Origin of the sequence: Marinobacter sp. MA, assembly GCF_048298425.1 — a bacterium.
GTDB classification, from domain to species: Bacteria; Pseudomonadota; Gammaproteobacteria; order Pseudomonadales; family Oleiphilaceae; genus Marinobacter; species Marinobacter salsuginis.
The window spans coordinates 1,167,263-1,191,750 of sequence record NZ_CP103058.1; the positions used below are offsets into that span (position 1 = coordinate 1,167,263).

Consider the following 24,488-nt stretch of genomic DNA (forward strand, 5'->3'; position numbering starts at 1 on the left):
CAGTCGGCGTTGGTTCAGGGCGCGAGCGTTCGGTAGGTCGTGGGAACCAGTACGGTATCACGGACCTCGTTGAGTAGTCCCGGATAATCCAGTGTGTAGTGCAACCCCCGACTTTCCCTGCGCTGCAGTGCCGAACAGATGATCAGGTCGGAGACGGTGACCAGGTTCCGAAGTTCCAGCAGGTCGTTGGTCACACGGTAATTGCTGTAAAACTCTCCGATCTCTGCGGACAGCAGGTCCACCCTGTGCTTGGCCCGCTGGAGCCGCTTGGTGGTCCGCACAATGCCCACGTAGTCCCACATGAAATGGCGCAGCTCGTCCCAGTTATGGGAGATAACAACGTCTTCATCAGAATCCCGGACCTGGCTTTCGTCCCAGTCCGGGGCTTCCGGTGGTGGCGGAATATCGGCTTCCCGGCGCGTAATATCCGCAGCGGCGGCGCGTCCATACACCAGGCACTCAAGCAGAGAGTTACTGGCCATGCGGTTGGCACCATGGAGTCCGGTGAAGGCGGCCTCGCCCACCACATAGAGCTGATTGACGTCCGTTCTGGCCCGCTCGTCACTCATGACGCCGCCACAGGTATAGTGGGCTGCCGGAACCACGGGAATGGGCTCGCGTGTGATATCAATGCCAAAGCCCAGGCACTTCTCGTAAATGGTGGGGAAGTGGTGTTTGATGAAGTCGGCGGGTTTGTGGCTGATGTCCAGGTACAGATGATCAGCACCCAGTCGCTTCATCTCATGGTCAATGGCCCGGGCAACGATATCCCTTGGTGCCAGCTCGCCACGCTCGTCAAAGCGATCCATGAACCGCGACCCGTCTGGCAGTTTCAGCAGGCCACCCTCGCCCCTGACCGCTTCCGTGATCAAAAAGGATTTGGCGTGGGGGTGATACAGGCATGTTGGGTGGAATTGATTGAATTCCATGTTCGCGACACGGCATCCTGCCCGCCACGCCATGGCAATCCCGTCTCCGGAGGCACCGTCCGGATTCGTTGTATAGCGATAGGCCTTGGAGGCACCACCGGTAGCAATCACCGTGAATCGTGCCCGGAACAGCTCCACATGGTTGTCTTCAAGATTCAGGATATAGGCACCGACACATCGGTTTCCCGGCAGCGACAGTTTGCGATTGGTGATCAGGTCGACTGCCACCCTTCCCGACATGAGCTCGATGTTCGGACGCGCCTCTGCCTGGGACGTCAAAGTCGTTGAAACCGCATGGCCGGTGGCATCTGCTGCGTGAATGATGCGCCGGTGGCTGTGCCCACCTTCCCGCGTAAGGTGGTAATGCTCATCGCGGTCCCGGGTAAAATCAACGCCGGAATCGATCAGCCAATCGATGCTCTCCTTGCCGTGCTCCACGGTGAAACGTACGGCGTCTTCGTGGCAAAGGCCAGCGCCAGCATTCAGGGTGTCAGTAATGTGGTTTTCAGTGGAATCCTGATCATCCAGGACCGCAGCGATTCCGCCTTGCGCCCAGAGGGTTGCTCCACTGCTGATCTGCGCCTTGCTCACCACGCAGACTTTCAGATGCTCTGGCAGATTGAGGGCGACGGTGAGGCCGGCAGCGCCGCTGCCGATAATGAGAACATCGTATTCGAAGGACTGTGGCATCGGGTCGTTATCGCAGGCCATAATGTGGACGTGTATTGAACTAAACTTTACGCTTGCTGTCTATTTGGCCTGACAGGGTGAGCCGCCTGCCAGGAGGCTTCAGCCCGTTCCATTAACGGACGCCGGATAGCATCAATGACGCAGCGCAACTTGGTACAGGCCGGACAGCTGGCCATCAAATCAGGGAACCCCGGCAACCAGGTCATGACTCCGGATACAGAGAAACGACAGGGCGATCACCCAGACAGCCAGACGGACCTGCAACTGGTACGCAAAGTGCGTAATGGTGATCGCGCCGCCTTCGATCTTCTGGTGGTCAAATACCAGTCCAGGGTCGCCTCAATCATCAGCCGGTACGTCTACGACAGCCAGGAAGTCATGGATCTGACCCAGGAGACCTTCGTCAAAGCGTTCAGGGCAATTGAGCGTTTCCGGGGCGACAGCGCCTTTTATACGTGGCTCTACCGGATAGCCGTGAACACTGCGAAGAATTATCTGGAGTCCCGGGGGCGGCGCCCGCAGGGTAGTGCCGACTCGGCCGAGGCGGAGAATTTCGATGATGGCTCACGACTCCGGGACACTGCATCACCAGAAAGGCTTTTGCAACGGGAACAGCTCCAGAAAGAACTGAACAGGGCTATCGCCCAGCTTCCCGAGGAGCTGCGCTCTGCCTTTTTGCTCCGGGAATACGATGGCCTGAGTTATGAGGATATCGCAGGCATCCTGGAGTGTCCGATCGGCACTGTCCGCTCACGAATATTCAGGGCTCGGGATGCGGTTGATAGGCATCTTGGACCTTTACTCAATCACTCCGTGACGTAATCGAGGTTGCATCCCATGGATGATCGTCTCAGAGAAACATTGTCCGCCATGATGGACGACGAAGCTGACGAACTGTCGGTACGTCGCCTGCTGTCACACGATAGCCAGGATGACGTACGGGCACAGTGGCAGCGTTGGCAGGACGTGCGGGATCTCATGCATGATGGCCACTCCCCGGCCCATGGAATGGACGTCAGTGTTGCTGTCCGTGAATTGCTTGATGGCCGCGGTCCCGCGACAGCCCGGTCAGAGCCGGTTGTCCAGGACAGCAGAGCGGGTCGATGGCACTGGCCGGCGGCGGCTATGGTTGCGATGGCTCTGCTGGTCGGGTTTGGCGCTGGTGCAGGTTGGGACTCGCCCGGTGCCGGTCCGGTTCAGTCCGTGACTGCGGCCGCACCGGAAACGTCTGTGCAGGAACCACCGGTCAGGGAGATTGCCCTGCAGGGTCTGGATGAGGAACAGTGGGAATACATGAGCCGCTACCTGCTCGAGCATGCGCAGCATAACAGCGTAGGTGCCGGGCGTGGTGCCGTCGGCTATGCCCGCCTGGTCAGCGCCAATGGCGCCGGCTACTGAACCCCGGAGCAAGTGTCGTTATGCCCCATACCTTTATCAAGTTGTCCCGATGCCAGGCGCTGTCAGTGCTTTTGGGCCTTCTGCTTGTGCTTGCCGCGCCGCTTCCGGCTGCGGCAGACGAAGAAGAGGCATCCGCCTGGCTTGAAAAGCTGGGGCCGGCATTGAACATGACCTCCTATCGTGGCGTGTTTGTGTACGCCCGCGGCGAGAGTGTTCACTCCATGCAGATTGCCCATCGCTACCGCGATGGTGTTGTCGAGGAGCGACTGGTTCTGCAGGATGGTGGCAGCGGCGAAATCGTTCGCAAAGGCATGAACGTGGTTTGCGTGCTCCCCGAAACCGGCCGTGTGAAGCTTGATCAGGTGATTCCATCAGGCCCGTTTGCCGAAGCATTCACAAGCCAACTGGTACCGGTGAGCCGCTGGTATCGTGCGGAAATGAAAGGCGAGGACCGGGTCGCCGGCTATGAAGTGGTTTCGGTGGCGCTGAGCGCCAGAGATTCTTACCGCTATAGTCACAGACTCTGGCTGGAGAAATCCACCGGGCTGTTGGTAAAGAGTCACGTCAGGAATGCTGAGGGTGAGGTGCTTGAGCAGTTCCAGTTCACCAGCCTGCACATTGGCGAGGACATTCCCGACACCGAATTTGAAATCCGTACCGAAGGTCGGGAAATCTCCAGAACGCTGGATGAGCCCGCTTCCCCGGCAGCTGTGGGGCAACGCATGAACGGCTGGCGGCTGGGCTGGCGTCCTGAGGGGTTTGTGCCCGCTGCCACGCCCCGCTCCGGCAAGGGCCAGGCCGTTGCCTTCTCCGATGGCCTGGCAGCTTTCTCGGTGTTTGTTGAGCCGGCCGGGCCGGTAACCATGCCCACTGGCGCCTCCAAAATTGGCGCCACGACGGTTTACATGCATGAGGTAAAGGAAGGAGAGAGCGCCTTCCTGGTCACCGTCGTGGGCGAACTACCGCCGCAAACAGCCCGTCAGGTTGCTGAGTCGGTACGCATCGAAGATTCATTGGCCCTGGGTGCGGCTGAATCGTGATTACCGAAACCGGCAAGGTTGTCGCGCTCAAGGGCGACCGGGTCTGGGTCCAGACGATTCGAACCAGTGCCTGCCAGAGTTGTGCAGCTCGCAGTGGCTGTGGTCAGAAAGTGCTGGCTGCGGCATCTGGCGGGCGCGCCAACCAGATCCTGGTAATGAACTCGGTCAATGCCAGGGTAGGGGATGAAGTCACCATCGGTATTGACGAGCAAGCCCTGCTGGGCGCTTCTCTTCTGGTCTATGCCCTACCGCTGATCCTGATGGTGGTTGCCAGTGTCCTTGGTCACCAGCTGTCCGGTGGGCACGATGGCGCGGCGATGCTCGCTGCAGTCGCTGGGTTGGCCGTGGGCTTTTTCGCAGGGCGAAAATGGCAGCGGGCCGGTAACCGGGATTATGAGCCCCATCTGGTCCGGGTAAACCGGATTACCTCTGAAAACTGTCCGTAAACCCTACGGTTTTGTAAGTTGAAAATCGATGGGGTGAGCCCCAAATTTACGCCTAGATGTGAGAACAACAGGGGGTACTACATGTCGAGTGCAACAGCAGTTGCCCAACCGCTACGGAATGTTATATCCACAAGGATGCCGGCCATTGTGTTTCTCTTACTGTCCACCGTGCTTCTGGTGGTGTGGAGCCAGGCCAGTGTAGCCCGAAGTTTGCCCGATTTTACCGAGCTGGTTGAAGACAATGCCGGTGCGGTGGTGAACATCAGTACAACCACCGAGCCCCGACGCGGAAATTCCCGCTCTCCTGGCATGCCGTTCGATGAACGCCAGCTCGAACAGCTTCCCGAATTTTTCCAGGATTTCTTTCGCGGCCCCCAGTCTCCATTTGGTGGCGGGCCTGGTAGTTCGCAGCCGCGCCGCTCCATGGGCTCCGGGTTTATCGTATCCTCTGACGGCTACGTACTGACCAACAACCATGTGGTTGAAGGTGCTGATGAGATCATCGTTCGTCTGAACGACCGCCGCGAACTGCCTGCAACCCTGGTTGGAACCGATCCCCGTTCCGATATGGCTGTGCTCAAGATTGAAAACGGCGATGACCTGCCAGTCGTGAAAGTAGGCCAGTCCCGGGATCTGAAAGTTGGTGAATGGGTCTTTGCGATTGGTTCGCCGTTCGGGTTCGACTATACGGTAACTGCCGGAATCGTCAGCGCCCTGGGTCGCTCACTCCCGTCGGAAAACTACGTGCCGTTCATCCAGACTGATGTGGCGATTAATCCCGGCAATTCAGGCGGCCCTCTGTTTAACCTGGATGGCGAAGTTGTGGGTATCAACTCCCAGATCTATACCCGATCCGGCGGCTTCATGGGCGTCTCGTTTGCCATCCCCATTGACGATGCAATGAATGTGTTCCGCCAACTGCGCGACAAGGGTTCGGTGTCCCGCGGCTGGCTCGGGGTGTTGATTCAGGAGGTCAACCGTGATCTGGCCGAGTCCTTTGGCCTGAAACGTCCCCGCGGCGCGCTGATCGCCGAAGTCATGGCGGACTCACCAGCTCAGAAAGCCGGTCTTCAGGCTGGGGATATTGTTCTCAGCTATGATGGCGATGAGGTTCAGCTTTCTTCTGATTTGCCACCTATGGTGGGCCGCACTCCAGTTGGTGAAACGGCCGAGCTGCAAGTCCTCCGTGGTGGCGAAGAGATCGAACTTCAGGTTGAAATTGGTCGACTCCCCGAGGAGGGAAGTCAGCAGGCTTCAGCGCCGTCCAGCGACAGCAGTGGTCCCGCGTCGGCGCCTCTGGGCATGATGGTTGAGCCGCTTCCTGCGGATATGGCCGACTCCATGGGTGTTGAAGGCGGCGTTGTGGTCAATAATGTTGCCCGGGGTGCTGCGGCTGATGCCGGCATTCGGGCGGGCGATGTGATCACTGAAATTAACCGCAAGAAAGTGAGATCCGTAGAGGAGTTCCGCGAAGCCGTGCGGTCACTGCCCGAGGGCAAGGCGGTATCGGTACGGGTGGTGCGTCAGGGGCGTGCTCTGTACCTGGTGATGAAGCCCTGATATTGCCCCGGCTGAACCGGTCTGGCTAATCCAAAAGCCCCCGCAGGTGTCGGAAACGACACCTGCGGGGGCTTTTGTTATACTTGGTCGACCAATAAAAACGAGTGGCCATGGAACGGACCAGCCCCATGATGAACAGACAGGAACTCTCTCTTCGCAAGTTACTGGAATTTCGCAATGCCTGGGTTGCCTGGCTGATTTTTGCAGTTGCCATTGCCGTCACCGTACTGCTCTGGCAGGTTTCCATCAGGCTGGTCGAAGACCGCACGGAAGCCCGCTTTCGCACCCAATCCCTGCAACTGAAATCCGCCATCGAAGAACGCCTGCTGAACTACGAACAGGTGCTGGCTGGTAGTGCCGGTCTGTTTGCAGTGACCGGTGATGTTTCCCGCGATCAGTGGCGCGAATATGTCGACAAGGTGGATATTAACCGTTACTACCCCGGCATTCAGGGTATTGGCTATGTTCGCCGTATCGGTGTCCGCCAGATGGCCGATCACATTGCGTCTGTCCGGGCGGAGGGGGTACACAATTACCTTGTGAATCCGCTGGGCAGTGGCCCTTATTACTATCCCATGGTTTACCTGGAGCCGGGCACTGAACGCAACCGCCGGGCCCTTGGCTACGATGCCTTCAGCGATCCCATCCATCGTCGGGCCATGGAACAGGCACGTGATGAGGCGGTCCCCACCGTGACTGCCAAGGTGGTGTTGGTTCAGGAAGAACTCGGCGAAGATCAGGCAAGTTTCCTGATGTACTACCCGGTGTACCAGGGCGGGACCGTCCCCGAGATCCGGGCCGAGCGTCGCATGATGCTGGCTGGTTACGTGTTCAGTGCCTTCCGGATGAACAACCTGATAGACGGCATCGTCGGCCTCATTTCGCCATTTCTGGATGTCCGCATCTACGATGCCGGAGTGGTGGACCGGCAGAACCTGATGTATGGCTCCAATCTGGGTTCCCTCGATAACGAATTCAGTTTCCAGATGAGCCAGACAATCAGCCACGGTGGTCGCGATTGGCTTTTGCAGACCCGCTCCACCCCCGCCTTTGATTTTCTGGCTTCGGACCCGCGCCCCCCAATCGTTCTGGGCAGCGGCTTGGTGATCAGTGCCTTGCTGTTCCTCTTCGTGCTGGCGCTGATCCGGTCACGCCTGATGGCGCAGATCAGTGCCGGTCGGTATCGGGCGATTACCGAGGGCGCCGCCAATGTCACTCTGGTGATGGATCGCGCGGGCAAAGCTCTGTATGCGAGCCCGTCCAGCCTCGATATTCTTGGCTTTGAGCCAGACCAGGTTCAGTCACTGGACTTTGAAGAGCTGGTCCACGGTGATGACTGGCCTCAGCTGAAGAAAGGCTTTGACGATTCCGTGCAGTCGCCGGGCAAACAGATGCCGGTGATTCGGGTTCGTATTCGCGATGCCGAGGGGCAGTGGCGGGATATGGAAGGCACCTTCACCGCCATGTTGTCGGTGCCCGGTGTTAATGGCGTCGTGCTCAGTCTGCGCGATCTGACCCAGCTCAAGGCCGCACAATCGGAACTGCACCGGTTGGCCTTCTACGATCCGCTCACTGGCCTGGCGAACCGGCAACTGTTCCGGGACCGACTCAACCATGTGGTCAGCCGCAGCCGCCGAAGCGGTGAGCCGGCCGCACTCATGTTCCTGGATCTGGACGGGTTCAAGCGTATCAACGATACCCTGGGACATGATTCCGGTGACGAGCTCCTGCGCCAGGTGGCCCAATGGCTGGTGGGGTGTGTTCGCGAGGAGGACTCGGTTGCCCGGCTCGGCGGCGACGAGTTTGTGGTGTTATTGTCCCGCATCAGCGATTCGGACGCCGCCAGCAAGGTGGCAGAGACGATCCTGCGCAGTTTGTGCCAGCGGATCCGGCTGAACGATCATGAAGTCGGGATCACGGTCAGTATTGGCATTACCATGATCCCGCACGACAGCGAGGATGCCGGGACCCTGATGAAATATGCCGACCTGGCCATGTATCGCGCCAAGGAGCTCGGGCGGAATACTTTCCAGTTCTTCACGCCGGCCATGAATATCAAGGCGGCCCGCCGTCTTCTGCAGCAGGAGGAGTTGGCGACGGCCCTGGGCGGCGACCGCTTCGTTCTGCATTACCAGCCGAAGATTGATCTGGCCAGTGAACGGGTCATCGGGGTTGAGGCGTTCCTGCGTTGGCATCACCCTGAGAAGGGCCTGGTCTCTGCCCAGCAGTTCATCGGTCTGGCCGAGGAGACGGGCCTGATTGTGCGCCTGGGTGAGTGGGCCCTGCGGCAGGCCTGTATTCAGGTGCAGGCTCTTGAGCGGGCCGGTTTTGAATCCCTGAAAATGGCGGTGAATCTGTCGGTTCGACAGCTGACCGATTCGGGCTTTCTGGACATGATCCGGCAGGTTATTACGGAAACCGGCGTGTCACCCGAGCGCCTGGAGCTCGAAATGCCGGCGGAACTGCTCAATGAAGATCCGCGAATGCTCCGGGAACTGCTGGTATCGCTCCATGATCTTGGGGTTTGCCTGATTCTCGACGATTTTGGAACCGGTTCCTGTTCACTGGTCTCGCTGCAACAGTTGCCGCTGGATGTGATCAAGATCGATCACCGGTTCATTCGGGACATTCCTTATAATGTCAGTGCTACGGACGTCGCATCGGCGGTCATTGCCCTGGCCCGCAAGCTCCATCTCACGGTGGTCGCAGAGGGTGTGGAAACTCCGCAGCAGCTGAGCTTCCTCAAAACCCATGGCTGCGCCCAGTGCCAGGGGAACCTGTTCAGCTATCCGCTGGACGAGGATGCCCTCATTGGTTTCCTGATCCGGCAGTACGAAAGGCCGCTGATTTCCTGATCATGGCAATGGCGGCCGGTAACCGGTAAAATCACGCCGTTCCCGGACCCCGGTAGCGGCCTCTCCGGGCTCAATCCTTCGTCTTAACTGAGTATTCATTGTCTGTGACTGAACTGAGCCGAATCCGTAACTTTTCCATCATCGCCCACATCGACCATGGCAAATCCACGCTGGCAGACCGTTTTATCCAGGTTTGCGGCGGCCTGACCGACCGTGAAATGGCCGAGCAGGTCCTGGATTCCATGGATCTTGAGCGGGAGCGGGGGATTACCATCAAGGCCCAGAGTGTCACTCTGAATTACAAAGCCCGTGACGGTCAGGAATACAAGCTGAACTTCATCGACACCCCGGGCCATGTGGATTTTTCCTACGAGGTTTCGCGCTCTCTATATGCCTGCGAAGGGGCCCTGCTGGTGGTGGATGCCGGGCAGGGCGTCGAGGCCCAGTCCGTGGCCAATTGCTATACCGCCATTGAGCAGGGGCTGGAAGTGGTGCCGGTTCTGAACAAGATGGATCTGCCCCAGGCCGAGCCGGAGCGGGTAGCGGCGGAAATCGAGGATATCATTGGTATCGAAGCCTCTGATGCGGTCCGCTGCAGCGCCAAGAGCGGCATGGGTGTTGAGGACGTGCTGGAGGATCTCATCAAGAAGATCCCGCCGCCAAAGGGTGACCGGGATGCGCCGCTGCAGGCTCTGATCATCGATTCTTGGTTCGACAACTATCTCGGCGTGGTATCTCTGGTGCGTGTGACCGAGGGTACCCTGAAAAAGGGTGACAAGATCGTTATCAAGTCTACCGGCAAGGCCTGGAACGCCGACAAGGTCGGTATATTTAATCCCAAGCCGAAAGACACTGACGTACTTGAATCCGGTGACGTTGGCTTTGTTGTGGCCGGTATCAAGGATATCCACGGTGCGCCGGTGGGTGACACCATCGTGCATCAGAAGTTTGCCGAACAGACCCCCATGCTTCCCGGGTTCAAGAAGGTCAAACCCCAGGTTTATGCCGGGCTGTTCCCGGTCAGTGCCGATGACTACAACGATTTCCGGGATGCCCTGGAAAAGCTCACCCTGAACGATGCCTCCCTGTTTTTCGAGCCGGAAAACTCCGATGCCCTCGGTTTCGGTTTCCGCTGTGGTTTCCTGGGCATGCTGCACATGGAAATTATCCAGGAGCGGCTGGAGCGGGAATACGACATCGACCTGATTACCACCGCACCAACGGTGATCTATGAGGTGGTTACCAAGCAGGGTGAGACTCTGTCGGTAGACAACCCGTCGCGGCTTCCGGATATTGGTTCCATTGAGGAAATGCGTGAGCCGATTGTGGAAGCGAATATCCTGGTGCCCCAGGAACATATCGGCAACGTCATCGCCCTGTGCGAGGAAAAGCGTGGCGTTCAGAAGAACATGCACTTCATGACCACCCAGGTTCAGCTTACCTATGAGCTGCCCATGGCGGAGGTGGTGATGGACTTCTTCGACCGGATCAAGTCGGCCAGCCGCGGTTTTGCCTCACTGGACTATCACTTTACCCGATTCCAGACCGCCAACCTGGTGCGGCTGGATGTGCTGATCAATGGCGAACGAGTTGATGCCCTGGCCCTGATCGTGCACAAAGAACAGGCTCATCACAAAGGTCGCCAGCTGATCGAAAAGATGAAGGAACTGATTCCGAGGCAGATGTTCGACATTGCCATTCAGGCCGCCATCGGCAATCAGGTGGTGTCGCGGGTCACGGTCAAGGCGCTGCGCAAGAACGTAACCGCCAAGTGTTACGGTGGTGACGTCAGCCGGAAGAAAAAACTGCTGCAGAAGCAGAAAGAAGGTAAAAAGCGTATGAAGCAGCTGGGTAATGTCGAGGTGCCTCAGGAAGCGTTTCTTGCCGTATTGAAAGTAGATAAATAAAAGGCTTCCCGGATGGATATTGATTTTCCCCTGGTACTGGTGGTGCTGACCTTTGCGACAGGTCTGATCTGGCTGGCGGACAAGCTGTTTCTTCGTGAGCGCCGGCTTGCTGCCTACCGTGCCAGTGGTGCTTCCGGAGAGGTCGGTGAGGGCTCATCGGAGGAATCGGAGGAGCCGAAAGAGCCCTACCTGGTCGACCTGAGCCGATCGTTTTTTCCGGTACTGGCGATTGTCTTGGTGCTGCGCTCCTTCCTGGTGGAGCCCTTTCAGATTCCATCGGGATCCATGCTGCCGACCCTTGAGGTGGGCGACTTCATTCTGGTGAACAAATACGCCTACGGCCTAAGGCTGCCTGTTGCCGGAACCAAAGTGGTTCCCGTCGGCGATCCCCAACGCGGCGATGTCATGGTGTTCCGCTATCCGGAAGATGGCCAGACCAACTACATCAAACGAGTGATTGGCCTGCCCGGCGATCATGTTCGCTATCGTGACAAGCAGCTGTACATCAACGGGGAGAAGGTCGAAACCCGATTTATCGCCAGACTCCCGCCGATGGAGCTGCGTCGTGAGGACCTGGGTGAAGTCGAACACGACATTTTCCTGACCATGGGCCGGCCCGGTGGCAGTGGTGAGGGCGAGTGGGTGGTGCCCGAAGGCCATTATTTTGTCATGGGTGACAATCGCGATAACAGTAATGACAGCCGCTACTGGGGCACGGTCCCGGACGAGCTGGTAGTGGGCAAGGCCTTCGCTATCTGGATGCACTGGAAATCCCTAACCAGTCTGCCATCCTTTGATCGTGTAGGCGGAATCGAGTAATTCGGACTATCTGGAGCGCAGTCATAATGCAGAAAAACAATCTTTCCGGCATGGGCCGTCAGCGGGGTGCCTCGGCATTGACCATGATGGTTATGGTGCTGTTTTTTGGTGGCTTGCTGACGCTGGTGATCAAGCTGGGTCCCGCCTACCTTGATGACATCACCATTCAGGAAGCGCTGGAAAGCCTGGATGGTACAGAAGGCCTCTCTCAGATGGGGCCAGCCCAGGTTCGCACACTGATTAACAAGCGGCTCAGTGTGAACAATGTCCGGGGCTTTGATGCCAAGAACATTTCAGTCGATAAGGATGGCGACCTGGTCGTCATCAACGTTGATTACGAAGTGCGTAACAACCTGTTCAGCAATGTGGATACGGTGGTTCACTTCAAACACACCTATGAGATGAAGGGCAAGTGAGTTCACAACCGGACCTGGATCAGTTACAGCGACGCATCGGCTATCAGTTCAAATCGCCGGAGCGACTTCTGCTGGCACTTACTCACCGGAGCTACGGAAACCAGAATAACGAGCGTCTGGAATTTCTCGGCGACTCCATCGTGAACATGGTGATTGCCGAGTATCTGTTTCTGCACTTCGAAAAAGCCCGTGAAGGCCAGCTGAGCCGCCTGCGGGCCCGCATGGTAAAGGGCGTGACCCTGGCTGAGATCGGCCGGGAATTCCAGCTTGGAGGTTACCTCCGGCTGGGCTCCGGAGAGTTGAAAAGCGGAGGCTACCGTCGGGAATCCATCCTGGCCGATGCCGTGGAATCGATCATCGGCGCCATCTATCTGGACAGCGATTTTCACACCTGCCGGGAGCAGGTTCTGCGTTGGTTTGAGCACCGGTTGGAGAAGCTTGATCTCCAGGATACCCAGAAAGATCCCAAGACCCGTTTGCAGGAATACCTCCAGTCTCGCCAGTTTCCATTGCCACGCTATGACGTCATTTCCGTGGACGGCGAGGCTCACAACCAGACATTTCACGTATCCTGTGCGCTGCCTTCGCTGGACCGAAAGACCACCGGGACTGGTAGCAGCCGCCGGGTGGCCGAGCAGCAGGCAGCCCGTAACGCCCTGAAAGAACTGGGCGTGGAGAATCAGTAATGAACGATATCACCCGTCCGGAAAACCCGGACAGTCGCTGCGGTTTCGTGGCTATCGTCGGTCGTCCTAACGTAGGGAAGTCCACGCTGCTCAATCACATTCTCGGGCAGAAACTGAGCATTACCTCCCGCAAGCCCCAGACCACCCGTCATCAGGTGCTTGGTATCAAGACCGTCGGTCCGGTCCAGGCGATCTATGTGGACACACCGGGCATGCACGAGGAAGAGCCTCGGGCCATCAACCGTTATATGAACAAGGCTGCCACCTCAGCGCTCATTGATGTCGATGTGGTGGTTTTTGTGGTGGACCAGCTGGCCTGGACCACCGCGGATGAGATGGTGCTGAAGAAGCTCAGCCGGCTGAAATGCCCGGTGATTCTGGCGGTAAACAAGGTCGATAAGATCGAAAAGCGGGAAAGCCTGCTTCCGCATCTGGATATGCTCTCGAAAAAGCGTGAATTTGCCGAGATCATTCCGCTTTCGGCACTGAAAGAGACCAATCTCGAGCCTTTGGAAGAGGCGGTGGGGCGTTTCCTGCCGGAGAGTATTCACTTCTACCCGGACGATCAGATCACCGATCGCAGTGAACGTTTCCTGGCATCGGAGATTGTCCGGGAAAAGATTACCCGCCAGTTGGGGGCCGAATTGCCATACTCCGTGGCCGTAGAGATCGAGGAGTTCAAGCGGGAGGGCAAGACCCTGCACATTTCCGCCCTGATCCTGGTCGAGCGCGAAGGTCAGAAGAAGATCATCATCGGCGAGAAGGGCGAGCGGATGCGTCGGATTGGTCAGGAGGCTCGCACGGACATGGAGCGACTTTTCGATAGCAAGATCATGCTCAGACTCTGGGTCAAGGTGAAGCGCGGATGGGCAGACAGCGACCGGGCCCTGAAGAGCCTGGGCATGAACGACCTCTGAGGCGGTTATGAAGGGGCCTGAGCTGCAGGAGCCCGCTTATGTCCTTCACCGCCGCCCCTGGCGGGAAACCAGCCTTATGGTGGATCTGTTTTCCCTGAACCATGGCCGGATGACCGTCATCGCCCGGGGCGCGAACAGCGCCAAAAGCCCCCTGAAAGCCCAGCTACAACCTTTTCAGCCCCTGATCGTGGACTGGGCCGGCCGGGGCGACCTGAAAACCCTTACCCAGGTAGATGTTCGAACCGGCCCGACCCTGAGTCGGACAGTTTCACTATACAGCGGCCTTTACCTGAATGAACTGTTGCAGCGGGTTCTGCCCGCCGCTGACCCCCATCCGACCCTCTTTGCAGCCTATATAGATGCCATCCGGCAGCTGTCCGACACCATGGATGTTGAGCCGGTGCTGCGGAGGTTCGAACGGGCCTTTGCCGCCGCCCTGGGCTTCGACTTCGCCTGGGACCTCGCCACTGATAGCGGGCAATCCGTCGAGCCCGGCCGGGAGTATTGTTATGATCCGGAACAGGGCATTGTTTTCGGGCTGTCACCGGGTGTGCGCCTGCGGAATCTCCCGGGTGATGTTTTACTGGATCTGGCCCGCGATGATCTGCAATCGGACAGCGCCCGGCGGTTGGCGAAACGGGTCATGCGGGTACTGATTGACTATCTTCTGCAGGGTCGCCCCCTGAACAGTCGCAGCCTTTTCACTCACCTTCGGGGAGAATCCCATGAATCCTAGAGTACTGCTTGGCGTCAACATTGATCACGTAGCCACCCTCCGCCAGGCGAGGGGAACCCGGTATCCCGACCCGGTGCAGGCAGCACTGATGGCCGAGGAAGCCGGGGCGGACGGCATCACGATCCATCCCAGGGAAGACCGGCGTCATATCCAGGATCGGGATGTGCTGTTACTCAAAGAAGTGCTCCAGACCAAGATGAACCTGGAAATGGCCGTTACCGATGCCATGCTGGCGTTCGCCGAGCAGGTGCGGCCGGAATGTGTCTGCCTGGTGCCGGAAAAGCGTGAGGAATTGACCACCGAAGGCGGTCTGGATGTCGAGGGTCAGGAATCCCGCGTGGCCAAAGCCTGTGAGCGTCTCGCCCGCATTGGCTCCGAAGTGTCATTGTTTATTGACCCGGACCCGGCCCAGATAGATGCCGCAGTGCGTTGCGGAGCGCCGGTGGTGGAGCTGCACACCGGTGAGTATGCCGAAGCGGAGACGCCAGAGGCTGAGAACGCTGCGTTCAAGACGATTGCCGATGCGGTGGCCTATGCCCGCAAGAAAGGGCTGATCGTCAATGCCGGCCACGGTCTGCATTATCACAACACCGAGCGGGTGGCGGCGATTCACGGTATCAACGAATTGAATATTGGCCATGCCATTATCGCCCGCGCGGTGTTTACCGGTCTGAAAGAGGCGGTTCGGGATATGAAGGCCATTATCGATCAGGCCCGGAGCCGGGCCTGATTCGGCGTTTTGTCAGGTGGTTTCCGCGGCCTCGCGGCGTTCGCGGAACAGCTGTTGCCAGTCGGTCTGGTCACTCCAGATCTCAAGCCGCTCCATCGCGGACAGCAACTGGTCTTTCTGGTGTTCCAGATCCGGTGCGGCGCATTTGATCGCCGTTTCCAGGTGATTGGCCGCGGCCCGCAGTTCGGGTACGCCGCAGTAGCGGGTCGCGCCGTGGAGTTTGTGGACGCACTCGAGCAACTCATCCATATGCTCGCCGGTCCAGAGCTCCGGTATTCGCGCCCGATCCACATGGACCTGTTCCAGCAGCATACTGAACAGTTCTTCGGCGAGGTCGGCCTTTCCGGCGGCGAGCTGAATACTCTCCTCGACACTGACGCAGTCCTGTTGCATTTTTCGGGTTGACGGCCGCAGGGTCCGGCGCGTGTCGCGGACTTCCGGCACCGGGAGCCGACCGTTGCCACTGTTCTTGGGGCAGATATAACCAGTGTACTCATGGATGATTTCGGTCAGCTGTCCGCTGCTGATCGGTTTTGGCATGTAGCCATCGAAACCTTGCTTGGTCAGCCGTTCCTGCTCGTCGGCCAGGGCATGGGCAGTTAGGGCAATGATCGGCGTCCGGTGATTGCCGGTATCCATCTCCCTCAGCCTGGCCGTGGTTTCCACTCCGTCCATGCCGGGCATCTGCAGATCCATGAACACCAGGTCGAAGGGCTTCTGTCTGGCCTTGCTCAGGGCCTCAAAACCACTGGAGGCGCTTTCGGCCTCCAGTTGGCAGTCTTCCAACAAAGTCATCACCAGTTTCAGGTTGGCGTCGTTGTCATCCACCGCCAGTACCCTGGGAACATTGGCAGTGGTCACGGGGTTGGCGGAAGTCTCGTACTCAGGGGCCCGACCGCCGGAATGGATGCCGTGCACCAGTAGCAGAAGCTCATCGTAAAGCGAGTCCCGGCACACCGGTTTGGTGAGATGGCCGCTGGCAAGCCCCGATAGGGGTGTGTCGTGGGTTTCCAGCGTGGGCGTCAGCAACAGTGTCCGGCAATCCCGTTCAATCTCCAGGGTACGGACAAGGCCACAATACTGGCTGGAATTGAGCAGGTGGCGGGTGATGCCGACAATGGCCACGGCATAACCGGTCTGGCTTTTCTGGGCCTCTTCGATCTGTTCCTGTAGTGCTCCGGGTGAGGCCACCCGGTCCACCACCATGCCCCAATCCCGCAGCAGGTGTTCCACCGCCAGCCCGGTGGTTTTCTGTTGTTCCAGGTAGATCACCCGTTCCCCACGCAGGCCATCACGCGGGGCAATGGCTTCTCCGCTGGTGGTAAGCTCCGAGGTCAGGGTGAACCAGAAGGTCGAGCCTTTGCCGAGCTCGCTCTCAAGTCCTATCTTGCCTCCCATTTCTTCGACCAGGCGTTTGGAAATGGCCAGTCCGAGGCCGGTGCCGCCGTATTGCCGGGCGGTGGAAGCATCGGCCTGACTGAAGGCGTTGAACAGGGATTGCTGCTGGGCGCGGGAGAGGCCCACTCCGGAATCCGTGATGCTCAGGCGCAGGGTTACACGGTTGGTATCGGCTTCTTCCTCTTCCAGGCTTGCCCGCAGGACCACCTCGCCGGTCTGGGTAAACTTGATGGCGTTGTTGACCAGGTTGGTGATCACCTGTTTGACGCGCAAAGGGTCACCCATGATGTTGTCCGGCACATCGTTGTAGACCAGCGGCACCAGATCCAGGTTCTTGGCATGGGCGGCCGGAGCCAGCATGACCATGACTTCCTCGACAATATCCCGCAACTGGAAAGGCACCCGGTCCAGGATCAGCTTGCCGGCCTCGATCTTCGAGAAATCCAGAATGTCGTTAATGATGGTCAGAAGAATCTCTGAGGACTTCCTGATGGTGCTCAGATGGTCCCGTTGCTGCCTTGGCAGGGGGCTCTTCAGTAGAAGTTCGGTGAAACCGATGATGCCATTCAGCGGGGTTCGGATCTCGTGGGACATGTTGGCCAGGAACTCGGATTTTATCCGGCTGGCCTCGAGCGCCTCTTTCCTCGCGAAATCCAGCTCAATGTTCTGGATCTCGATGGTTTCCAGGGTTTCCCGCAGGTCTTCGGTGGCCTGGTCGATGTTCTGCTGCATTTCTGCCTGGGCCTTGCTCAGCTCTTCAGCCATGGCATTGAGGCCGGACTCCAGTTGTTCAAACTCGGGGCCGGCGCCGGTGTATACGCGGGTATCCAGCTTGCCTTCCTTGAGTTTGGCCACCGCCTCGTTCAGTTCAAATACCGGGTTGGTGAACGCGCGGCTCAGGCGCAGTGCAATGGCCATGCTGAGAATAACGCCGCCGATAATAAGCAGCAGGGAGATCAGCAGGGCCTTGTAGGTCTCTTTTTCGGTGCGGATGTGTGACATTTCCACAACCACCCAGCCCAGAGGCTCCCGCAGATTCGACATGGACTGGCGGGCATCCGGGTCGAGCATGCTCTCGATCATCAGATCCTGAAGAAAGACGGGGGTGATAAACCGGGTGCTGTTTTCCCGGGAAATCCGGGTTGCGTGCTCGGCGGTAAGTTCCTCCGACCTGACAGTCTCCGAGCTTCCCGGCCCGGTGTGAAGCAGGCGCGAGCCGTCGCTACCGAAGAAGGTAATGGAGCGCACGTCCTGCTCTTCCAGGAGCGCATTGGAGAGACTGCTCAGGAGGCTACGGTTTGCGGTAAACAGGCCATATTCGGAACCAGCGGCGAGCTGGCGGGAGAGAGATTCGCCCCGGTCCTTCAGAAGGCTCTCGATATTGTTGACCCAGCTGTAGGTGAAGAAAAGCCCCAGCATCAGGGTGGTCAGCAGGGTGGGAACCAGCGTGACCACCAAAACTTTCTTGCGAATGCCCCAACGTCGCATACCGTGTTCCTGAATTATTGCTTTTGTCCGCACCGCAGGGCGGAAAACGTCCGTGTTAAGAATAGCTGATCCGGAACGGGATAACTGTGGTATCAGTCCCGGCGGTACCGGAAAATCCCGCATCGGATATAGCCGCCGGTCATGGATATAGCGAGAAGCTGTATTGGGAGACCGGGGCGATAACGCGTATCATGCGAAGCCAAAAGTGTACCACAGGGTTATCATATGCATTTTCCCACCATTGAAGATTATGTCGGGCACACCCCTCTGGTTCGCCTGCAGCGTCTCCCCGGTGAGACCAGTAACGTGATTCTGGCCAAGCTGGAGGGTAACAATCCGGCCGGCTCGGTGAAGGATCGTCCGGCCATCAGCATGATCCAGGAGGCTGAGCGCCGGGGCGACATAAAACCGGGTGACACCCTGATCGAGGCAACCAGCGGTAACACCGGCATTGCCCTTGCCATGGCGGCTGCGATCAAGGGTTACCGCATGGTACTGATTATGCCCGCGAACATGAGTGAGGAGCGCCGGGCGTCCATGCGCGCCTATGGTGCGGAGATTGTCACGGTCACCAAGGAAGAGGGGATGGAAACGGCCCGTGACCTGGCGCTCAAGATGCAGGCAGAGGGCAAGGGCAGGGTGCTGGATCAGTTCAGCAACCAGGACAACCCGCTGGCGCACTACCGCACCACCGGTCCCGAGATTTGGGAACAGACCGGTGGCCGTGTCACCCATTTTGTCAGCTCCATGGGAACCACCGGCACCATCATGGGCGTGTCCCGTTACCTGAAGGAGCGCAACCCGGATATCCAGATTATCGGGCTTCAGCCCAAAGAAGGCGCGGCCATACCCGGGATCCGGCGCTGGCCAGAGGCCTACCTGCCCAAAATCTATGATGCCGCACGGGTGGACGAGGTTCTTGATATTGGCCAGGAAGAAGCCGAGAACACCATGCGAGCCCTGGCTTCCGAGGAAGGCATCTTCTGTGGTGTTTCTTCCGGTGGTTCGATCGCGGCGGCTCTCAAACTCTCTGAGCAGGTTGAAAACGCCATCATCGTGGCCATTATCTGTGACCGCGGCGACCGCTATCTTTCCACCGGTGTGTTCCCCGGCGCCTGAACACGACTTTACCAAGAGACCCGAGTATGAGCAGACGACGCAGGAAGGTTCTTCCGAAAGAGCCCGTGCGCTGTGAGATTGAAACCCTGAGCCACGACGGCCGGGGTATTGCCCGTCAGGACGGCAAAACGCAGTTTGTGGATGGAGCCCTGCCGGGCGAAACGGTCATGGCGAAAGTGGTGTCCAGCCGTAGCAAGTTCGACGAGTTGCGCACTGAAGAGGTTCTGGAAGCCGCGCCGGACCGCCAGACGCCACCCTGCGAGTTTGCCGATCTGTGCGGTGGCTGCAGCCTCCAGCATATGAGTGGCGATGCCCAGATCGCGTTCAAGGAGAACACCTTGCGGGAGCATTTTGCCCATTTTGGGGGCATTGAGCCCGAGGAGTGGATTGAGCCGCTGCGTTCCGAGGAGAGTCTTGGCTATCGTCGCAAGGCTCGTTTGGGCGTTCGTTACGTCAAGGCCCGGGAGTCGGTTCTGGTCGGCTTCCGGGAAAAGCGCAACAGTTTCCTGACCGACATTGATCGTTGCGCGGTGCTGGACCCCAGAATTGGTGAGCGCATATTGCCCCTGCGCAACATGCTGCATGATCTGGACGCGTATAGCCGGATTGCCCAGGTAGAAGTTGCCTGTGGTGACGATGTGGCCGTGATGGTGTTCCGGAACATGGATGATCTGTCGGACGGTGACCGGGAAAAGCTTATCGCCTTTGGTCAGGCCCACGACTTGCATATCTACCTGCAGCCCAAGGGGCCTGACACCGTGCATCGGATCTGGCCCGAATCCTCGGGTCCGGATGACGAACGGTTGAGCTACCGGCTGGATGAATTCGACCTGACCATGAAATTTCATCCCATGGACTTTACCCAGGTCAATGCAGGCATTAACCGCGCGATGGTACACAGGGCCGTGGAGTGGCTGGATGTCCAGCCGGGAGAGCGTGTGCTGGATCTCTTCTGTGGTCTGGGCAACTTCACGTTGCCTCTGGCCCGAAGAGGAGGGCAGGTCGTTGGCGTAGAAGGCGACGAGACCATGGTCGTGCGCGGCCGGGAGAATGCGGAACTGAATGGTCTGGACAATGTCGATTTCCACGGTGCGGATCTGCACGGGGATTTCACCGGCCAGAGTTGGGCGAAGGAAGGGTTCGACAAGATTCTGATTGACCCGCCCCGCTCCGGTGCCGAGGAAATCTGCAAGTACCTCACCGCCTTCGGGGCGCGACGGATCGTCTACGTCTCCTGTAACCCGGCGACCCTCGCGCGGGATGCAGGCGTTATGGTGCGCAACGGCTACCGTCTGGTGCGCGCGGGTGTGATGGACATGTTTCCCCACACCACCCACGTGGAATCCATCGCGTTGTTTGAGCGGGATTCCGGCTGACAATGTTGTGGGCAGCCAGGGATGGCTGCGTAAACCATCAGGAACAACAAGACTGATATGGTAAAAGTTCGCGAAGACTACGCAATGACGGGCGATGGCCAGGTGGATATCGAGGGCTGGGTTCAGCAGATCGCCTCGCAGACACACCTGGAAGACCCCGATCAGTTCCGGCAGGCCTGCGAAAAAGCGGCCGAGATTGACCTTCAGGCCTTCCGGCAGGACCGTCAGTGGGCTCCCGGTTCCAGTAGCTTCCGGATCGGCATTGAAATGGCCCAGGTGCTGGCAGAGCTGCACCTGGACCAGGCCAGCCTGGTAGCAGCGATTCTTTACCGGGCGGTACGCGAAGAGCGTGTTCCACTGGAAACCATCCGCAAGGAATTTGGCGACGAGGTGGCGGGCCTGATCAACGGCGTGCAGCAGATGGCGGCGATTTCATCCATCCATCACCCGCTGAAAGGGAACGTCCTCGGGCAGAGTGAGGGGCAGTTGGACAACGTCCGCAAGATGCTCGTCACCATGATTGACGACGTCCGGGTTGCCCTGATCAAACTGGCCGAGCGGACCTGCGCCATTCGGGCCGTTAAGGACGCTCCGGAAGAAAAGCGCATGCGTGTGGCCCGGGAAGTGTTTGATATCTATGCGCCGCTGGCCCATCGTCTTGGTATCGGTCATATAGAATGGGAGTTGGAGGACCTGTCCTTCCGCTACCTGCATGAGTCCGCCTACAAAAAGATCGCCAAGCTGCTCGACGAGAAGCGCCTGGACCGTGATAGCTACATCAAGCGCGTCATTGAGACTCTGCAGACCGAACTGAAAGCCTATGGCATTGAAGGAGAGCTGTCCGGCCGAGCCAAGCACATCTACAGCATCTGGCGGAAAATGCGTCGCAAGGGCATCGATTTCTCTCAGGTCTACGATGTTCGCGCCGTGCGTATCCTGGTTCCGGAAGTGCGCGACTGTTACGCCGCCCTGGGTATCGTCCACACGTTATGGCGCCACATACCCAACGAGTTCGACGACTACATAGCCAACCCCAAGGAAAACGGTTACCAGTCCCTGCACACAGCGGTGATCGGGCCGGAGGGCAAGGTTATGGAAGTGCAGATCCGTACCCACAAGATGCATGAGGAGGCGGAACTGGGCGTCTGTGCCCACTGGTTGTACAAGGGGATGGACAAGAGCAACAAGTCCACCGGTTACGATGCCAAGATCAACTGGCTGCGCCAGGTGCTGGAGTGGCAGGAAGAGCTGGGCGACCTGTCCGGGCTGGCCGACCACCTGAAATCCGATGTGGCCTCAGACAGGGTGTATGTTTTCACGCCCGAGGGCCATGTGGTGGATCTGCCCCAGGGGGCAACGCCGGTGGACTTTGCTTATCGGGTGCATACCGAGATTGGCCATGCCTGCCGTGGCGCCAGGGTGAACAGCCGGATCGTGCCGCTGACCTATCCACTGAAAACCGGCGACCAGGTGTTCATCCTGACCTCCAACAACCCAGCTCCCAGCCGCGACTGGCTGAATCCGAGCCTGGGTTACATCCAGACCTCCCGGGCAAGAGCCAAGGTTACCCACTGGTTCAAGCAGCAGGATCGGGGCCGCAATATCGTTGATGGCCGTGCCATTCTCGAGGACGAATTCAAGCGGCTGTCCCTGTACGACGTGGATCTTGGCGAGCTCGCGAAGAAGGTCAATTATCACAGTGCCGAGGACATGTTTGCTGCGACAGGTGCTGGCGATCTTCGTCCGACTCATGTTGCCAATGTGGCCCAGCAGATGCTGGAGCCCAAATCCGAACAGCTGGATCTGAAGCTCAGCACCCAGCGCCGGAAACCTTACGATACGGAATCGGATATCCAGATCCTGGGCGTCGGCAAGCTCAAGACCCAGGTGGCGAAATGCTGCAAACCCCTGCCGGGAGATGCGATTGGTGGCTACATCACGGTCGGTCGGGGCGTGACGGTGCATCGTCAGGACTGCCTCACATTTCTGAATCTGCGAGAGTTTGAGCCCAATCGGATCATTGAGGTGAGTTGGGGTGGCCGGCAGGCAGCGGTTTATCCGGTTGATATCGAAATCGAGGCCTATGATCGGTCCGGGTTGCTGCGGGATATCACCCAGGTGCTGTCGGCTTCGAAGAGTGATGTACTGTCGCTCAATACCCTGAGTAACAAGGATGAGAACACGGCCACCATGACGGTGACCGTGGAGATCTCCAGTCTGGAGCAGCTGGCCCGATTGCTGGCACAGATTCGCAACCTGCCCAATATCATTGATGTAAGGCGTAAACGCGGATGAGCTATACCATCGAGGATCTGAAAAATCTGATGGCCCGGCTACGGGATCCGGATACCGGCTGTCCATGGGATACGAAGCAATCTTACAAGTCCATCGTGCCTCACACGCTGGAGGAAGCCTACGAAGTTGCCGATGCCATCGAACGTGAGGATTACCCGCATCTGAAAGACGAGCTGGGAGATCTGCTGTTCCAGGTGATCTTCTATGCTCAGATCGGACGGGAAGATGGGCATTTCGACTTCGACGGCGTTGTCGATCATCTGGTGCGCAAACTGGTGCGCCGGCATCCACATGTTTTTCCGGAAGGAACCCTGGACAGTCGAATCGATCCGGATAACCGGCCGGATGAGGCGTGGATCAAGGAAAGTTGGGAACGTATTAAGGCCGAGGAGCGGGCACTGAAGCCGGCACCGGATGCCGGCGCACCGGAAAGCCGGCTTGACGGCATTGCCCGCACCCTGCCGGCCATGGCACGGGCCGAAAAGCTCCAGAAACGGGCGGCGCGCCACGGCTTTGACTGGCCGGATATCGCCCCCGTGTTCGACAAGCTCCATGAGGAAATTGACGAGCTCAAGGAGGCCTGGGAAGCGGCGCAAACCGGCGCTGGTGATCCGGACGCCGTTGAGGATGAGCTGGGCGATCTCCTGTTTGTCTGTGTGAACCTGGCACGGTTCATGAAGGTTAATCCCGAGCAGGCTCTCAATCGGACCAATCACAAGTTCGATGCCCGGTTCCGGGCCATTGAAAAAGTGCTTGAGCGTGAGGGCCGCGACATGGACGAAGAATCACTGGAGGCGCTGGATGCCGTCTGGCAGGCGGTCAAAGGCGTGGAGCGGGGAGGAAGAGAGGGCTGAACAGGGCGGATCGGTAAGTACAATCCGTTACCAATTTTCTCGCCCCCGGACCGACGGCTTCGTCTACACTTCCGGAAACGGACGCACAGTTTTCGTGCGCCGTGCGCCATCAATAAGATGCAGGAGTGAAGGCACCATGAAAATCAAAGATCTGGTCAATTACTGGGACAAGCATGCACGTGGTCGGCTTACCCGAGACGCCTATTTCATGGCGTTGTCTGACCAGCATCACAAGCGCCTCGAAAAGCTCGCAGCGCTTTATCCGATGAAGTCACCTCAGGATCTGATGCGGGATCTGATTTCTGCAGCACTGGATGAAATGGAGACCAGCTTTCCGTATGTCCAGGGCACCAAGGTGGTGGCGTATGACGAGGACGGCTTCGAGATCTATGAGGACCAGGGTCTCACCCCAAAATTCGTCAGTCTGAGCCAGAAGCACATCCAGCGCCTCAAGGCTCGCCAGCTCGAGTCAGTGGCCTGACGAAAGGGCAGCTAACGCTGCCCCTCGTTTCTTACTTGTCTTTCCCTTCCAGCTTGTCCTTCAGCGGGCTCTGGCGAACGAGATCGTCCAGCGCTGCGCCAATCATATCGTTCAGAATGTCGCTCTCGCTGCGATCCGGGTAAAGCTCCGCCAATGCGGCCACGCGTGCGGCATCTTCCAGCGGCAGGCGCAGATTGTAATCGTGCGTGCGCTCCACGGGCTCTTTTTGCTTCTCCCAGTGTTTGGGCAAATCAGTGACCTTCATGATGACTCCTTGCAGCTACAGGCTTGAATCGCCAATAGACTTTCTCGACTGTTCCTTAGTATCGTAAGTTTACTTCGCCTCCG

Annotated in this window: 21 protein-coding genes; 18 read left to right on the forward strand and 3 right to left on the reverse strand. The window is 58.4% G+C overall.

Features of this window, described 5'->3' with window-relative positions:
* Positions 1–14: 14 nt before the first annotated feature.
* The gene (nadB, locus tag NUW46_RS05500; protein ID WP_194839000.1) at positions 15–1,619 is read right to left on the reverse strand and encodes an L-aspartate oxidase; all 1,605 of its coding nucleotides are present in this window, start codon (positions 1,617–1,619) and stop codon (positions 15–17) included.
* Between the two features lie 135 nt (positions 1,620–1,754).
* Between nadB and rpoE the strand changes: the two genes are divergently transcribed.
* The 13 genes from rpoE (at position 1,755) to pdxJ (ending at position 15,129) form a co-directional block, all read left to right on the forward strand.
* Positions 1,755–2,441, forward strand: a complete 687-nt coding sequence (rpoE, locus tag NUW46_RS05505; RefSeq protein ID WP_069184112.1) for an RNA polymerase sigma factor RpoE — start codon at positions 1,755–1,757, stop codon at positions 2,439–2,441.
* Between the two features lie 15 nt (positions 2,442–2,456).
* Positions 2,457–3,017, forward strand: a complete 561-nt coding sequence (locus tag NUW46_RS05510; RefSeq protein WP_069184113.1) for a sigma-E factor negative regulatory protein — start codon at positions 2,457–2,459, stop codon at positions 3,015–3,017.
* A 20-nt stretch (positions 3,018–3,037) separates the two neighbouring features.
* A complete protein-coding gene (locus NUW46_RS05515) occupies positions 3,038–4,057 on the forward strand; it encodes a MucB/RseB C-terminal domain-containing protein (RefSeq protein WP_228289986.1) in 1,020 nt (339 codons plus the stop codon).
* Complete coding sequence (locus NUW46_RS05520) at positions 4,054–4,503, forward strand: SoxR reducing system RseC family protein (RefSeq protein WP_069184115.1); 450 nt, start codon at positions 4,054–4,056, stop codon at positions 4,501–4,503. Before NUW46_RS05515 ends, NUW46_RS05520 begins: the two co-directional genes overlap by 4 nt.
* 135 nt (positions 4,504–4,638) lie before the next feature.
* Complete coding sequence (locus tag NUW46_RS05525) at positions 4,639–6,063, forward strand: DegQ family serine endoprotease (RefSeq protein WP_069184116.1); 1,425 nt, start codon at positions 4,639–4,641, stop codon at positions 6,061–6,063.
* Positions 6,064–6,191: 128 nt separating this feature from the next.
* Positions 6,192–8,918 carry an EAL domain-containing protein gene (locus NUW46_RS05530; RefSeq protein ID WP_069184117.1) on the forward strand — a complete coding sequence of 909 codons (2,727 nt, stop codon included), beginning with the start codon at positions 6,192–6,194 and terminating at the stop codon, positions 8,916–8,918.
* A gap of 104 nt (positions 8,919–9,022) precedes the next feature.
* A complete protein-coding gene (gene lepA, locus NUW46_RS05535) occupies positions 9,023–10,825 on the forward strand; it encodes a translation elongation factor 4 (protein WP_069184275.1) in 1,803 nt (600 codons plus the stop codon).
* Between the two features lie 12 nt (positions 10,826–10,837).
* Complete coding sequence (gene lepB, locus NUW46_RS05540; protein WP_069184118.1) at positions 10,838–11,644, forward strand: signal peptidase I; 807 nt, start codon at positions 10,838–10,840, stop codon at positions 11,642–11,644.
* Between the two features lie 26 nt (positions 11,645–11,670).
* On the forward strand, positions 11,671–12,060 hold the full coding sequence (locus tag NUW46_RS05545) for a DUF4845 domain-containing protein (protein ID WP_069184119.1): 390 nt from the start codon (positions 11,671–11,673) through the stop codon (positions 12,058–12,060).
* The gene (gene rnc / locus NUW46_RS05550) at positions 12,057–12,746 is read left to right on the forward strand and encodes a ribonuclease III (protein ID WP_153634528.1); all 690 of its coding nucleotides are present in this window, start codon (positions 12,057–12,059) and stop codon (positions 12,744–12,746) included. Before NUW46_RS05545 ends, rnc begins: the two co-directional genes overlap by 4 nt.
* Positions 12,746–13,663, forward strand: a complete 918-nt coding sequence (gene era, locus NUW46_RS05555) for a GTPase Era (protein ID WP_418141579.1) — start codon at positions 12,746–12,748, stop codon at positions 13,661–13,663. Before rnc ends, era begins: the two co-directional genes overlap by 1 nt.
* 7 nt (positions 13,664–13,670) lie before the next feature.
* Positions 13,671–14,399: a DNA repair protein RecO gene (recO, locus tag NUW46_RS05560; RefSeq protein WP_153634526.1), complete on the forward strand. Its 729-nt coding sequence runs from the start codon at positions 13,671–13,673 to the stop codon at positions 14,397–14,399.
* Positions 14,389–15,129: a pyridoxine 5'-phosphate synthase gene (gene pdxJ, locus NUW46_RS05565; protein ID WP_153634525.1), complete on the forward strand. Its 741-nt coding sequence runs from the start codon at positions 14,389–14,391 to the stop codon at positions 15,127–15,129. Before recO ends, pdxJ begins: the two co-directional genes overlap by 11 nt.
* A 12-nt stretch (positions 15,130–15,141) precedes the next feature.
* Here pdxJ and NUW46_RS05570 read toward each other — a convergent pair whose 3' ends face one another.
* Positions 15,142–18,015, reverse strand: a complete 2,874-nt coding sequence (locus tag NUW46_RS05570; protein WP_153634524.1) for an ATP-binding protein — start codon at positions 18,013–18,015, stop codon at positions 15,142–15,144.
* 225 nt (positions 18,016–18,240) lie between these two features.
* Between NUW46_RS05570 and cysM the strand changes: the two genes are divergently transcribed.
* The 5 genes from cysM to NUW46_RS05595 all read left to right on the forward strand — a co-directional run bounded on the left by cysM (position 18,241) and on the right by NUW46_RS05595 (position 24,140).
* Positions 18,241–19,134: a cysteine synthase CysM gene (gene cysM, locus NUW46_RS05575; protein WP_069184125.1), complete on the forward strand. Its 894-nt coding sequence runs from the start codon at positions 18,241–18,243 to the stop codon at positions 19,132–19,134.
* A 26-nt stretch (positions 19,135–19,160) separates the two neighbouring features.
* Entirely contained in the window at positions 19,161–20,510 is a 1,350-nt protein-coding gene (rlmD, locus tag NUW46_RS05580; protein ID WP_136629319.1) for a 23S rRNA (uracil(1939)-C(5))-methyltransferase RlmD, read from the forward strand.
* A 57-nt stretch (positions 20,511–20,567) separates the two neighbouring features.
* Positions 20,568–22,805, forward strand: coding sequence for a GTP diphosphokinase (gene relA, locus NUW46_RS05585; protein WP_418141580.1), 2,238 nt, complete (start codon positions 20,568–20,570; stop codon positions 22,803–22,805).
* Positions 22,802–23,659, forward strand: coding sequence for a nucleoside triphosphate pyrophosphohydrolase (gene mazG / locus NUW46_RS05590; protein ID WP_209398710.1), 858 nt, complete (start codon positions 22,802–22,804; stop codon positions 23,657–23,659). The genes relA and mazG overlap by 4 nt, the downstream gene beginning before the upstream one ends.
* A gap of 136 nt (positions 23,660–23,795) precedes the next feature.
* Entirely contained in the window at positions 23,796–24,140 is a 345-nt protein-coding gene (locus NUW46_RS05595; protein WP_008176163.1) for a hypothetical protein, read from the forward strand.
* A 31-nt stretch (positions 24,141–24,171) separates the two neighbouring features.
* On the opposite strand, the gene NUW46_RS05600 is transcribed toward NUW46_RS05595, so the two are convergent.
* Positions 24,172–24,405 (reverse strand): hypothetical protein, encoded by a 234-nt coding sequence (locus NUW46_RS05600; protein WP_091991508.1) that lies wholly within the window; start codon positions 24,403–24,405, stop codon positions 24,172–24,174.
* Positions 24,406–24,488: the final 83 nt, after the last annotated feature.

What these genes read in the sequence shown, in the direction of transcription:
- relA (WP_418141580.1), top strand. Translation starts at nt 20,568, where the DNA reads ATGGTAAAAGTTCGCGAAGACTACGCAATGACGGGCGATGGCCAGGTG.
- NUW46_RS05545 (WP_069184119.1), top strand. Translation starts at nt 11,671, where the DNA reads ATGCAGAAAAACAATCTTTCCGGCATGGGCCGTCAGCGGGGTGCCTCG.
- lepB (WP_069184118.1), top strand. Translation starts at nt 10,838, where the DNA reads ATGGATATTGATTTTCCCCTGGTACTGGTGGTGCTGACCTTTGCGACA.
- rpoE (WP_069184112.1), top strand. Translation starts at nt 1,755, where the DNA reads ATGACGCAGCGCAACTTGGTACAGGCCGGACAGCTGGCCATCAAATCA.
- NUW46_RS05525 (WP_069184116.1), top strand. Translation starts at nt 4,639, where the DNA reads ATGCCGGCCATTGTGTTTCTCTTACTGTCCACCGTGCTTCTGGTGGTG.
- NUW46_RS05595 (WP_008176163.1), top strand. Translation starts at nt 23,796, where the DNA reads ATGAAAATCAAAGATCTGGTCAATTACTGGGACAAGCATGCACGTGGT.
- NUW46_RS05600 (WP_091991508.1), bottom strand. Translation starts at nt 24,405, where the DNA reads ATGAAGGTCACTGATTTGCCCAAACACTGGGAGAAGCAAAAAGAGCCC.
- era (WP_418141579.1), top strand. Translation starts at nt 12,746, where the DNA reads ATGAACGATATCACCCGTCCGGAAAACCCGGACAGTCGCTGCGGTTTC.
- NUW46_RS05530 (WP_069184117.1), top strand. Translation starts at nt 6,192, where the DNA reads ATGATGAACAGACAGGAACTCTCTCTTCGCAAGTTACTGGAATTTCGC.
- mazG (WP_209398710.1), top strand. Translation starts at nt 22,802, where the DNA reads ATGAGCTATACCATCGAGGATCTGAAAAATCTGATGGCCCGGCTACGG.
- NUW46_RS05515 (WP_228289986.1), top strand. Translation starts at nt 3,038, where the DNA reads ATGCCCCATACCTTTATCAAGTTGTCCCGATGCCAGGCGCTGTCAGTG.
- pdxJ (WP_153634525.1), top strand. Translation starts at nt 14,389, where the DNA reads ATGAATCCTAGAGTACTGCTTGGCGTCAACATTGATCACGTAGCCACC.
- rlmD (WP_136629319.1), top strand. Translation starts at nt 19,161, where the DNA reads ATGAGCAGACGACGCAGGAAGGTTCTTCCGAAAGAGCCCGTGCGCTGT.
- recO (WP_153634526.1), top strand. Translation starts at nt 13,671, where the DNA reads ATGAAGGGGCCTGAGCTGCAGGAGCCCGCTTATGTCCTTCACCGCCGC.
- cysM (WP_069184125.1), top strand. Translation starts at nt 18,241, where the DNA reads ATGCATTTTCCCACCATTGAAGATTATGTCGGGCACACCCCTCTGGTT.
- nadB (WP_194839000.1), bottom strand. Translation starts at nt 1,619, where the DNA reads ATGCCACAGTCCTTCGAATACGATGTTCTCATTATCGGCAGCGGCGCT.
- NUW46_RS05510 (WP_069184113.1), top strand. Translation starts at nt 2,457, where the DNA reads ATGGATGATCGTCTCAGAGAAACATTGTCCGCCATGATGGACGACGAA.
- NUW46_RS05570 (WP_153634524.1), bottom strand. Translation starts at nt 18,015, where the DNA reads ATGCGACGTTGGGGCATTCGCAAGAAAGTTTTGGTGGTCACGCTGGTT.